This window comes from Pseudomonas sp. ZT5P21 (assembly GCF_054897785.1).
Genome location: NZ_CM142705.1, coordinates 4,554,764 through 4,566,962, shown reverse-complemented (window position 1 = coordinate 4,566,962; position 12,199 = coordinate 4,554,764). Strand labels below are relative to the sequence as shown.

The following is a 12,199-nucleotide window of genomic DNA, read 5'->3' as shown; positions in this document are numbered from 1 at the left end:
TTAACATTCAACTAATCGGTTGGCTGTTACACCGCTATCGCGAGCAAGCTCGTTCCCACAGTTGATTTGGGCGAATTGAACACTATGAGCTCATCGAGGATTGATCTGCCAGCCAGGCTTCTGCTGAATCTTGCTCCGTGGCGCAACGCCACAACCTGGCGCATCGCCTTCTCCGGTGGTCTCGACTCCACCGTCCTGCTGCACCTTCTCGCCCATCTCGCAAAAACCGAACACCTCCCCGAGCTCAAAGCAATCCACGTCCATCACGGTCTTCAGGCCGCGGCTGATGCGTGGCCGGAACACTGCCAGTCAGTCTGTGATGTGCTTGGTGTGCCGCTACAGATCGTTCACGTTCAGGTTCAACCCGGCGCGAGCCCTGAGCGTGCCGCACGCGATGCGCGCTATGGCGCCTTCATCTCGGCCACTCACGCGAATGAGTTGCTGTTGACCGCCCAGCACCGTGATGATCAGGCGGAAACGTTGCTGTTTCGATTGCTGCGTGGGGCGGGGGCGAGAGGGTTGTCGGGAATGCCGCGCCAGCGCGTGCTGGGTAGAGGGCATCTGTTTCGACCCTTGCTCGATGTCACGCGAGCAGAGTTGGAGGCTTACGCGAAGGAGCATCAATTGAGCTGGATCGAAGACCCTTCGAATCAGGATCGTCAGTTCTCGCGCAATTACTTGCGGCATCAGGTTTTCCCGATCATGACTGAACGCTGGCCGCAAGCGGTGGCGAACATGGCCCGCAGCGCGGCGCATCTGAGCGAAGCCCGGGAGTTGCTTGATGAGCTCGCGCAAATCGATCTCGCCCACGCCAGTACCGTCAGTGAATTCGATTGGCTGGGTGTGCCGTCTCTTGAGCTGTTGCCGATTGCAAACCTGTCCGCCGCTCGGCAGCGAAATGCAGTAAGTCACTGGCTCGCCGCGATGACGCGTCTTCCGGACAGTGACCATTGGTCGGGTTGGGAGGATTTGCGGGATGCCACCGCCGATGCCCGTCCGATTTGGCGTTTGGCGGATGGCGAGCTACATCGGGCGGGCGGACGCATCTGGTGGTTATCCGGTCATTGGCTGCGACCTGCACTCGACGTCGGGAGGTGGGCTGATCCCTCGCAAGTGTTGGCGTTACCTGATAACGGCGTGCTCAAACTCACCGGTCAGATCCCCGAAGGCGCGCTGTATATCCGCTATCGTGAGGGCGGCGAGGCCATGAACCTGGCCGATCGCGGTCATCGGGATTTGAAGCGTTTACTTAACGAGCGCAGGGTGCCGGGCTTCGTCCGTGGCAGATTGCCGCTGCTCTTTCGAGAAGAGCAATTGCTGGCGGTGGCCAACCTGCGGGGCTTGAATGGTAGCGTGCAGGACGGCTGGAATTTGCATTGGCAGCCATCGAACGAAGATCAAGGTTTGAGCTGAAAGGGGCTTTCCGGTAGACTACGCTCCCTTCTTGATACAACTTCTGTGGATTCGCCTGAATTGCAGGAGTTGCCGATTACCAAGCAGTCTTTGCTGGGCGATTCCAAAAAATGTGTAGCGAGCAACGTACCGGTGTCTCATCTCCCGGTCTGTCCCAACGCGGCGGTTTTTTTGAAAGGTGCACTGTGATTAATGCAGGTGATCGGGGGCTTCGGCCTTCCTTCGCTTTCCCCGGCGGCTCGGACCGCTTTAACGCAGACTTCTAGGGTTTTTCATGACGCGCTACATATTCGTCACGGGCGGTGTTGTTTCTTCATTGGGGAAAGGCATTGCATCGGCTTCATTGGCGGCCATCCTGGAGGCGCGGGGACTTAAGGTCACCATGCTGAAGCTGGATCCGTACATCAACGTCGATCCGGGCACCATGAGCCCGTTCCAGCACGGTGAAGTGTTCGTCACCCACGACGGCGCCGAGACCGACCTGGACCTGGGCCACTACGAGCGGTTCATCCGCACGACCATGACCCAGAACAACAACTTCACCACCGGCCGTGTCTACGAACACGTCCTGCGCAAAGAGCGCCGTGGTGATTACCTGGGCGCGACCATCCAGGTCATTCCGCACATCACCGACGAAATCAAGCGCCGGATCATCAAGGGCGCCGGCGATGCCGACGTGGCCATGGTCGAGATCGGTGGCACAGTGGGTGACATCGAGTCGCAACCGTTCCTCGAAGCGATCCGTCAATTGCGTTTCGAAGTCGGCGCCAAGCGCGCGATGCTGATGCACCTGACGCTGGTGCCGTACATCGCCACGGCCGGCGAAACCAAAACCAAGCCAACCCAGCACTCGGTCAAGGAACTGCGTTCCATCGGCCTGCAGCCTGACGTGCTGGTGTGCCGCTCCGATCACCCGATCGACATTTCCTCGCGCCGCAAGATCGCGCAGTTCACCAACGTTGAAGAACGTGCGGTGATCGCGCTGGAAGACGCCGACACCATCTACAAGATCCCGGGCATTCTGCATTCGCAAGGCCTGGATGATTTTGTGGTCGAGCGTTTCGGCCTGCAATGCGGCGGTGCCGATCTGTCCGAATGGGAAGCCGTGGTCGACGCCAAGCTCAATCCTGAGCACGAAGTCACCATCGCCATGGTCGGCAAGTACATGGAACTGCTGGACGCCTACAAGTCGCTGATCGAAGCGATGAGTCACGCCGGCATCAGCAACCGCACCAAGGTCAACCTGCGCTACATCGATTCCGAAGACATCGAAAACCAGGGCACTGCGCTGCTCGAAGGTGTCGACGCGATTCTCGTACCTGGCGGCTTCGGTCTGCGTGGCGTGGAAGGCAAGATCACCGCCGTTCAATACGCTCGCGAAAACAAGGTTCCGTACCTCGGCATCTGCCTGGGCATGCAAGTGGCCGTGATCGAGTTCGCTCGTAACGTCATGGGCTGGAAAGACGCCAACTCCACCGAGTTCGATCGTGCAAGCGGTCACCCGGTCGTGGGTCTGATCACCGAGTGGGAAGATGCCACCGGCGCCGTCGAAACCCGTACCGAAACGTCCGATCTGGGCGGCACCATGCGCCTCGGCGCGCAGGATTGCCTGCTGGAGCCGGGTTCGCTGGTTCACGACTGCTATGGCAAGGACGTGATCGTCGAGCGTCACCGTCACCGCTACGAAGTGAACAACAACCTGCTGCCAAAGATCATCGAGGCCGGCCTGAAAATCTCCGGTCGTTCCGGTGATGGCGCGCTGGTTGAAGTGGTCGAAGCCCCGGATCATCCATGGTTCGTCGCCTGCCAGTTCCACCCTGAGTTCACCTCGACACCACGCGACGGTCACCCGTTGTTCAGCGGTTTCGTCAAAGCAGCTTTGGCTCAACACCAGAAGAAGGCGTGAACCTTATGGCGCAGAAGATCATCCGTGTAGGCGATATCGAGATTGCCAACGACAAGCCAATGGTGCTGTTCGGTGGCATGAACGTGCTGGAAAGCCGCGACATGGCGATGCAGGTCTGCGAAGAATACGTGAAGGTGACCGAGAAACTCGGTATCCCTTACGTGTTCAAGGCCAGCTTCGACAAGGCCAACCGTTCCTCTGTGACCTCTTACCGTGGCCCCGGCCTGGAAGAGGGTATGCGGATTTTCCAGGACATCAAGCAAGCCTTCGGCGTGCCGATCATCACCGACGTCCACGAGCCTGATCAGGCCGCGGTCGTCGCTGAAGTCTGCGACATCATCCAGCTGCCGGCCTTCCTGTCGCGCCAGACCGACCTCGTGGTCGCGATGGCCAAGACCGGTGCGGTGATCAACATCAAGAAGGCCCAGTTCCTCGCGCCTCAGGAAATGAAACACATCCTGAGCAAGTGCGTGGAAGCGGGTAACGATCAGTTGATCCTCTGCGAACGCGGTTCGAGCTTCGGCTACAACAACCTGGTGGTCGACATGCTCGGCTTCGGCATCATGAAGCAGTTCGAATACCCGGTGTTCTTCGACGTGACTCACGCGTTGCAAATGCCTGGCGGTCGCGCCGATTCCGCTGGTGGCCGTCGTGCCCAGGTCCTCGACCTGGCGAAAGCTGGCATGAGCCAGTCGTTGGCCGGCCTGTTCCTCGAAGCCCACCCAGACCCGGACAACGCCAAATGCGACGGCCCTTGCGCCTTGCGTCTGGACAAACTGGAGCCATTCCTGGTCCAGCTCAAAGCTTTGGACGAACTGGTGAAGAGTTTTCCGACGGTAGAAACCGCGTAATCCTCATTTCTCCCTGTAGGAGCCGAGCTTGCTCGCGATGGCGCCCGACAGAGCGCCATCCGCATGCCGGTCCTATGCGGTAATGTGACGCACAAGTTATAAATCGAGCGGTAAAGAGCGTTTTCGTCAACTTTGGAGTGTTTACAACAATGGCAAAAATCGTCGACATCAAAGGTCGTGAAGTTCTCGACTCCCGTGGCAACCCCACCGTGGAAGCGGACGTGCTTCTCGATAACGGCATCATCGGCAGCGCTTGCGCGCCGTCCGGTGCTTCCACTGGCTCGCGTGAAGCGCTCGAGCTGCGTGATGGCGACAAGAGCCGTTATCTGGGCAAGGGCGTTCTGAAAGCCGTCGCCAACATCAACGGTCCGATCCGCGACCTGTTGAAAGGTACAGACCCAAGCGACCAGAAAGCGCTGGATCACGCGATGATCAAGCTGGACGGCACTGACAACAAAGGCTCCCTGGGCGCCAACGCGATCCTCGCCGTTTCCCTGGCCGCGGCCAAGGCAGCAGCACAGGACCAGGACCTGCCGCTGTACGCTCACATCGCCAACCTGAACGGCACCCCGGGTGTTTACTCGATGCCGGTTCCGATGATGAACATCATCAACGGTGGCGAGCACGCCGATAACAACGTCGATATCCAGGAATTCATGGTTCAGCCGGTTGGCGCCAAGTCTTTCTCGGAAGGTCTACGCATGGGCACCGAGATTTTCCATCACCTCAAAGCCGTTCTGAAAGCCCGTGGCTTGAGCACCGCTGTGGGTGATGAAGGTGGTTTCGCGCCGAACCTGGCGTCCAACGAAGACGCTTTGAAAGTGATCTCCGAAGCCGTGGCCAACGCCGGTTACAAGCTGGGCACCGACGTGACCCTGGCTCTGGACTGCGCGGCCAGCGAATTCTACGAAGACGGCAAGTACAACCTGTCCGGCGAAGGCCAGGTGTTCACCGCTGAAGGTTTCGCCGATTACCTGAAAGGTCTGACCGAGCGTTACCCGATCATCTCCATCGAAGATGGCCTGGACGAGTCCGACTGGGCTGGCTGGAAAATCCTCACCGACAAGATCGGCGAGAAAACCCAGCTGGTAGGCGACGACCTGTTCGTGACCAACACCAAGATCCTGAAAGAAGGTATCGATAAAAAGATCGCCAACTCAATCCTGATCAAGTTCAACCAGATCGGAACCCTGACCGAAACCCTGGAAGCCATCCAGATGGCCAAGGCCGCTGGTTACACCGCCGTGATCTCGCACCGCTCCGGCGAAACCGAAGATTCGACCATTGCCGACCTGGCGGTGGGCACCGCGGCTGGCCAGATCAAGACAGGTTCTCTGTGCCGTTCCGATCGCGTTTCCAAGTACAACCAACTGCTGCGTATCGAAGAGCAGTTGAATGGCAAAGCCAAGTACAACGGTCGCAGCGAGTTCCGCGGTTAAGTTGTAGTTGGTAGAAAAGTCAGCGGATTGTGTCGAAAAAATCGCGACAGCGACGTTTTTGCCACTAATCTGATGCCTTAAGAGCACAAGCCTGGATCTTCCAGGCTTCGTGCTATCAGAAGCTTCATAGTTTGGCATGGCTGTCTTTTTTCACTGGATACCTGATATTCGATGCGCAGTCCCAATTGGTTGTTCCTCGTCTTGCTCCTGCTGCTGGCTGGCCTGCAATACCGCCTGTGGGTGGGTAATGGCAGTCTGGCGCAAGTGGCCGAGCTGACTCAGCAGATCGCGGATCAACACGCTGAGAACGAAGGGTTACTGGAACGCAATCGGGTCATGGACGCCGAAGTCAGTGAGTTGAAAAAGGGCATGGAGACCGTTGAAGAACGAGCTCGCCATGAGTTGGGCATGGTCAAGGACGGTGAAACGCTGTTCCAGTTGGCTCAATGAATTCCTCATTACCGGCCTTCTGGGCCGTGATTCCTGCCGCGGGCGTCGGTGCCCGTATGGCCGCAGACCGTCCCAAGCAATACTTGCAACTGGGCGGGCGCACTATTCTCGAACACAGCCTCGGCTGTTTCCTTGATCATCCTTCCCTGAAGGGGTTGGTGGTCAGTCTGGCTGTGGATGATCCTTATTGGCCGAATCTGGCGTGCGCTGGCGATTCGCGTATTCAACGCGTTGACGGCGGCGCCGAGCGTTCCGGGTCGGTGCTCAATGCCTTGCTGCATTTGCATGCGCTGGGTGCTGGCGATGAGGATTGGGTGTTGGTCCACGATGCTGCGCGACCCAATCTGAGCCGTGATGATCTGGACAAGTTGCTGGTTGAACTGGCTGACGATCCGGTCGGTGGGCTGTTGGCGGTTCCGGCTCGCGATACCCTGAAACAGGTCGACAAGCACGGTCGTGTGGTTGAAACCGTGGATCGCAGTGTGATCTGGCAAGCTTACACACCGCAGATGTTTCGCCTTGGCGCGTTGCATCGGGCATTGGCCGACAGCCTGGTGGCCGATGCGGTTATCACCGATGAAGCGTCGGCGATGGAGTGGGCAGGGTTGGCGCCGCGGCTGATTGAGGGGCGCGCGGACAACCTGAAAGTCACTCGCCCCGAAGACCTCGAATGGCTGCGCCAGCGTTGGGCTAACCGTCGCTGAATGACCCGTTGACTGTTCTGCCGCTATCGCGAGCAAGCTCGCTCCCACAGTGTTTTGCGTTTGCCCCGTTTTTCAGTGTTCGCCAGCGACCCTTGTGGGAGCGTGCTTGCTCGCGATGGCGGCCGTGCAGGCAACCCATGACTTAATTCCGATACTCCGGCCGCTCTGCCAATCCTTCCTTCAAATAATCCACCAACTTGCGCACCTTGGGCGACAGATGTCGCTGCTGTGGATAAAGCGCCCACACGGCGGTGTTCGGCGGCTGATGGGCTTCCAGCAACGAAACAAGTTCACCGCTTTTCAAGTGTTCCAGCACATAGTAATCCGGCAACTGACACAGCCCGACGCCTTGTAGCGCCGCATCCAGCACCGCTTGCCCACTGTTGCAGCGCCAGTTTCCCTGCACCCGCTGGGAAAATTCCCGCCCGTTCTGTTCCAGTTGCCACAGGTCCGAGCTGCCGATGAGGCAATTGTGGCGGCTCAGTTCCGACAAGCTATGTGGGCGGCCATACCGTTCCAGGTAGGACGGTGACGCGCACAAATACATGCGCCGGGGTGCCAGCCGCGTTGCCACCAGTCGCGAGTCCTGTAGGCGACCGAGGCGGATCGCCAGATCCAGACCTTCATGCACCAGGTCGAGTTGACGATTGCTCAGCTCGATATCGATTCGAAGTTGCGGATAGAGCCCCATGAAACGCGTCACCAGCGGCACGATAAAGCGTTCTCCGTACGCCACCGCGCAGGTCATGCGCAACATGCCTTTGGGCTCGCTGGTCAGGTCTCCGACCGCACGCAATGCTTCTTCGCGGCCATCTTGCAGGCGTTGGCAGTGTTGCAGAAAGGTTTGCCCGGCTTCGGTCAGCGTGACGCGACGAGTGCTGCGGTAGAGTAGTCGCGTCTGGAGGCGCTCTTCGAGGCGTACTATTTGGCGACTGATGTGGGAGGAGGAAACTCCGAGACGTTCAGCCGCTGCCGTAAATTGGCTGAACTCAGCCACCGCGACGAACTCATCAATACCTTCCCAGCGGTTCTCGGACATCAAGGATTATCCCTGTATGGCAATAATGTTTTGCTTTCGTCCGGATTATTCATCGTCAGGCGCTGTATTACACTCCCTGTCTTGCTTTTATTCACTGGAGAATCCACATGATCAAGTCACGCGCCGCCGTTGCCTTCGAGGCCAAGAAACCTCTCGAGATTGTTGAAGTCGATGTCGCCATGCCCAAGGCCGGTGAAGTTTTGCTGCGTGTGGTTGCCTCCGGTGTCTGCCATACCGATGCGTACACCCTGTCGGGCGCTGACCCGGAGGGCATCTTCCCGTCGATTCTGGGTCATGAAGGTGGCGCGGTGGTTGAAGCAATCGGTGAGGGCGTGACCTCGGTTTCGGTTGGCGATCATGTGATCCCGCTGTACACCCCGGAATGCCGTCAGTGCAAATTCTGCCTGTCGGGTAAGACCAACCTGTGTCAGGCGATTCGTGCGACTCAGGGCAAAGGCCTGATGCCGGATGGCACTACCCGTTTTTCCTACAAGGGCCAACCGATTTTCCACTACATGGGTACCTCGACATTCTCCGAGTACACCGTGCTACCGGAAATCTCCGTGGCCAGGATTCCGAAAGAAGCCCCACTGGAAAAAGTCTGCCTGCTGGGCTGCGGTGTCACCACCGGCATCGGCGCGGTGCTCAATACGGCCAAGGTAAAACCCGGCGACACCGTGGCTATTTTCGGTCTCGGCGGCATCGGTCTGTCGGCGGTCATCGGTGCCGTTAAAGCCAAGGCTGCACGGATCATCGCCATCGACATCAACCCGGCCAAATTCGAGATTGCCAAGCAGTTGGGTGCAACCGACTGCGTGAACCCGAAAGACTTCGACCGTCCGATTCAGGAAGTCATCGTTGACATGACCGATGGCGGCGTCGACTTTTCCTTCGAATGCATCGGCAATGTCCAATTGATGCGCGCCGCACTCGAATGCTGCCACAAGGGTTGGGGCGAGTCGGTGATCATCGGCGTGGCAGGTGCCGGTCAGGAAATCGCTACCCGTCCATTCCAGCTGGTCACCGGTCGCGTCTGGCGCGGTTCGGCGTTCGGCGGTGTGCGTGGTCGCACCGAATTGCCAAGCTATGTGGAAATGGCCGAAACCGGCGAAATCCCGTTAGACACGTTCATCACCCACACCATGGGCCTGGAAGATATCAACAAGGCTTTCGACCTGATGCATGAAGGAAAAAGCATCCGTTCCGTCATCCATTTCTGAGGTCCGCCATGAGCCTGGAAAATATCTCCTGCCAGAAAAGCTTCGGTGGCTGGCACAAACGCTACCGGCACCGCTCCGATGTACTGGGCTGCGACATGGTGTTCGCCGTGTACCTGCCGCCGCAAGCGGAGCAGGGCGGCAAACTGCCGGTGCTGTACTGGTTGTCGGGCCTGACCTGCACCGACGAGAACTTTATGCAAAAGGCCGGTGCCCTGCGCATGGCCGCCGAGCTGGGGATGATCATCGTTGCTCCAGACACCAGCCCGCGCGGTCCAGAGGTGCCGGGCGATCCGGATGGCGCTTGGGACTTCGGTCTCGGCGCCGGGTTTTATCTGAATGCCACGCAGGAACCGTGGTCCCGGCACTATCGGATGCATGACTATGTCGTGCAGGAATTACCGGCATTGGTCGAAGCCCATTTCCCGGCGTCGGACAAGCGCGGCATCAGCGGTCACTCCATGGGCGGACATGGTGCTCTGATCTGCGCCTTGCGCAATCCGGGGCGTTATCAGTCGGTGTCGGCGTTTTCGCCCATCAACAATCCGATGGATTGCCCGTGGGGTCACAAAGCCTTTTCCCGTTACCTGGGAGAAGACCGTTCGAAGTGGCGCGAATGGGATGCCTGCGCATTGATTGCCGAGGCTGACGAGAAGCTGCAGCTGCTGGTCGACCAAGGTGATCGCGACGACTTCCTCGCCACCCAACTCAAGCCTGAAGCCCTGCAACAGGCGGCCAAACTGGCCGGTCATCCGCTGACGTTGCGCCTGCAACCCGGCTACGACCACAGCTATTTCTTCATCGCCAGTTTCATCGACGACCACTTGCAGCATCACGGGCGCGCTCTGGGCGTGTAATGCAGGTAGAATCACGCCCTGACAAAAATCGGGGCGTTTTTTTATGCGTATTGGCCACGGCTATGATGTGCACCGTTTCGCTGAAGGCGATTTCATTACTCTGGGCGGCGTGCGCATTGCACACGGCTTCGGGCTGCTCGCTCACTCCGACGGTGACGTCCTGCTGCACGCCTTGAGCGATGCCTTGCTTGGCGCCGCTGCGCTGGGTGATATCGGCAAGCACTTCCCTGACACCGACCCGACATTCAAGGGCGCCGACAGCCGCGTGCTGTTGCGGCACGTCGTCGCACTGGTCCACGCCAAAGGCTGGAAAGTCGGCAATGTCGATAACACCATCGTCGCCCAGGCGCCGAAAATGGCCCCGCATATCGAATCGATGCGCGCACTGATTGCCGCGGATCTTCAAGTTGAGTTGGATCAAGTGAACGTGAAAGCTACCACTACCGAAAAGCTTGGCTTTGTCGGTCGCGAAGAAGGCATCGCCGTGCACTCCGTAGCCTTGTTGCTGCGCGCATGAACGAACTGCAACTGCTTGGCCCGCGTGCCTACGGTGAAGCCCTCGGCACAGCGGTGTTGAAAGCCATAGCGGAAGACTTTCAGGTCGACGAAGTGCTCGACATCCCACTCAGTGGCGATGGCGAACATTTGTGGATCTGGGTGGAAAAACGCGGCCTGAATACCGAAGAAGCGGCCCGGCGAATTGCCAAGGCGGCGGGCGTGCCATTGCGCACCGTCAGTTACGCCGGTCTCAAGGATCGTCAGGCGCTGACGCGCCAGTGGTTCAGCGTGCAACTGCCGGGCAAGGCTGATCCTGACTTGTCGTCGGCGGAAAACGACACGTTGAAGATCCTCAAGACCGGTCGGCATAAACGCAAGCTGCAACGCGGTGCCCATTCGGCGAATGGCTTCACCTTGCGCCTGACTCAATTCGCTGGCGACAAAGTGGCCATCGAAGAACGCCTGCAACTTATCTCCAAGCAAGGTATTCCCAATTATTTCGGCGCCCAGCGCTTCGGGTTTGATGGCGGCAATGTGGTCGACGCCCGAGCCTGGGCAGCGCGCAAGGCTTTACCGGATCAACGCAACGTTCGTTCGCGTCTGCTCTCCACCGCTCGCAGTTTTCTGTTTAACCAGGTGTTGGCGGCGCGAGTGGCCGATGGCACCTGGCAGCAGGCGCAGGTGGGCGATCTGTTAGCCTTTACCGACAGCCGCAGTTTTTTCCCGGCCGGTGAAGCCGAGTGCAGCGACCCGCGACTGGCGATTCTCGACCTGCACCCGACCGGCCCGCAGTGGGGCGATGGTGACTCGCCGGCGACGGGCGCAGTCCATGAACTGGAGCAGGCAATCGCCGCGCGCGAAGCAGATCTGCGCGACTGGTTGATTAACGCGGGCATGAACCACGAACGTCGCATCCTGCGACTGCCCATTGCCGGGTTGACGTGGCATTATCCCGAGCCTGACATTCTGCAACTGGAATTCGTCCTGCCGGCCGGATGCTTCGCCACCGTATTGGTGCGTGAACTCGTCGATCTGGTGCCGGTGGGGCAGACGGACAGCCCATGCGTATTCTGATTTCTAACGACGATGGGGTAACCGCACCCGGTCTCGCCGCGCTTTATGCTGCGCTGGCGGATTACACCGAATGCGTGGTTATCGCCCCGGACCAGGACAAAAGCGGCGCCAGCAGTTCGCTGACGCTCGACCGTCCGTTGCACCCGCAGACATTGGCCAACGGCTTTATCAGCCTTAATGGCACACCGACCGATTGCGTGCATCTGGGCCTCAACGGCTTGCTGGAGCGCGAACCTGACATGGTGGTTTCCGGCATCAACCTGGGCGCCAATCTGGGGGACGATGTGTTGTATTCCGGCACCGTCGCCGCGGCCCTTGAAGGGCGTTTCCTGGAGTGTCCTTCGTTTGCCTTTTCGTTGGTCTCACGACAGGTCGAGAACCTTCCCACAGCCGCTTACTTTGCGCGCAAACTGGTGGAAGCCCACGCAGATCTTGACCTGCCACCGCGCACGGTACTGAACGTGAACATTCCCAATTTGCCGCTGGACCACATCCGCGGAATCCAGCTGACTCGCCTCGGTCATCGCGCCCGCGCGGCGGCACCGATGAAAGTGGTCGACCCGCGTGGCAAGTCCGGTTACTGGATCGCTGCGGCGGGTGATGCCGAAGACGGCGGCCCGGGCACTGATTTCCATGCGGTGATGCAAGGCTATGTGTCCATTACGCCACTGCAACTGGATCGCACCTTCAATGATGCCTTCCGAAGCCTCGATGGCTGGCTGGAGGGACTGCGCTGATGGCTCGTGAACAA

Annotated in this window: 12 protein-coding genes; 11 read left to right on the top strand and 1 reads right to left on the bottom strand. The window is 59.0% G+C overall.

What is annotated here, in order from left to right:
• The first annotated feature begins 84 nt into the window (after positions 1–84).
• The 6 genes from tilS to ispD all read left to right on the top strand — a co-directional run bounded on the left by tilS (position 85) and on the right by ispD (position 6,763).
• Entirely contained in the window at positions 85–1,413 is a 1,329-nt protein-coding gene (tilS, locus tag ACYZT9_RS21230) for a tRNA lysidine(34) synthetase TilS (protein ID WP_462007271.1), read from the top strand.
• Between the two features lie 274 nt (positions 1,414–1,687).
• A complete protein-coding gene (locus ACYZT9_RS21225) occupies positions 1,688–3,319 on the top strand; it encodes a CTP synthase (RefSeq protein WP_462007270.1) in 1,632 nt (543 codons plus the stop codon).
• 5 nt (positions 3,320–3,324) lie between these two features.
• Positions 3,325–4,170: a 3-deoxy-8-phosphooctulonate synthase gene (gene kdsA, locus ACYZT9_RS21220; protein ID WP_462007269.1), complete on the top strand. Its 846-nt coding sequence runs from the start codon at positions 3,325–3,327 to the stop codon at positions 4,168–4,170.
• A gap of 149 nt (positions 4,171–4,319) precedes the next feature.
• Positions 4,320–5,609 (top strand): phosphopyruvate hydratase, encoded by a 1,290-nt coding sequence (eno, locus tag ACYZT9_RS21215; RefSeq protein WP_462007268.1) that lies wholly within the window; start codon positions 4,320–4,322, stop codon positions 5,607–5,609.
• A 171-nt stretch (positions 5,610–5,780) separates the two neighbouring features.
• On the top strand, positions 5,781–6,059 hold the full coding sequence (gene ftsB, locus ACYZT9_RS21210) for a cell division protein FtsB (RefSeq protein WP_462007267.1): 279 nt from the start codon (positions 5,781–5,783) through the stop codon (positions 6,057–6,059).
• On the top strand, positions 6,056–6,763 hold the full coding sequence (gene ispD / locus ACYZT9_RS21205; protein WP_462007266.1) for a 2-C-methyl-D-erythritol 4-phosphate cytidylyltransferase: 708 nt from the start codon (positions 6,056–6,058) through the stop codon (positions 6,761–6,763). Before ftsB ends, ispD begins: the two co-directional genes overlap by 4 nt.
• 142 nt (positions 6,764–6,905) lie before the next feature.
• Here the strand turns inward: ispD and ACYZT9_RS21200 are convergent, their stop codons facing one another.
• The gene (locus ACYZT9_RS21200) at positions 6,906–7,802 is read right to left on the bottom strand and encodes a LysR family transcriptional regulator (protein WP_462007265.1); all 897 of its coding nucleotides are present in this window, start codon (positions 7,800–7,802) and stop codon (positions 6,906–6,908) included.
• 107 nt (positions 7,803–7,909) lie between these two features.
• On the opposite strand from ACYZT9_RS21200, the gene ACYZT9_RS21195 reads away from it, so the two are divergent.
• From ACYZT9_RS21195 to surE, 5 genes are read left to right on the top strand one after another with little or no spacing between them, the layout of a single operon-like run.
• A complete protein-coding gene (locus ACYZT9_RS21195) occupies positions 7,910–9,022 on the top strand; it encodes an S-(hydroxymethyl)glutathione dehydrogenase/class III alcohol dehydrogenase (protein ID WP_462007264.1) in 1,113 nt (370 codons plus the stop codon).
• Positions 9,023–9,030: 8 nt separating this feature from the next.
• Positions 9,031–9,876, top strand: a complete 846-nt coding sequence (gene fghA / locus ACYZT9_RS21190; protein WP_462007263.1) for an S-formylglutathione hydrolase — start codon at positions 9,031–9,033, stop codon at positions 9,874–9,876.
• Positions 9,877–9,919: 43 nt separating this feature from the next.
• On the top strand, positions 9,920–10,393 hold the full coding sequence (ispF, locus tag ACYZT9_RS21185; RefSeq protein WP_008029005.1) for a 2-C-methyl-D-erythritol 2,4-cyclodiphosphate synthase: 474 nt from the start codon (positions 9,920–9,922) through the stop codon (positions 10,391–10,393).
• Positions 10,390–11,448 carry a tRNA pseudouridine(13) synthase TruD gene (gene truD, locus ACYZT9_RS21180; protein WP_462007262.1) on the top strand — a complete coding sequence of 353 codons (1,059 nt, stop codon included), beginning with the start codon at positions 10,390–10,392 and terminating at the stop codon, positions 11,446–11,448. The genes ispF and truD overlap by 4 nt, the downstream gene beginning before the upstream one ends.
• Positions 11,436–12,185: a 5'/3'-nucleotidase SurE gene (gene surE / locus ACYZT9_RS21175; RefSeq protein WP_462007261.1), complete on the top strand. Its 750-nt coding sequence runs from the start codon at positions 11,436–11,438 to the stop codon at positions 12,183–12,185. The genes truD and surE overlap by 13 nt, the downstream gene beginning before the upstream one ends.
• Positions 12,186–12,199: the final 14 nt, after the last annotated feature.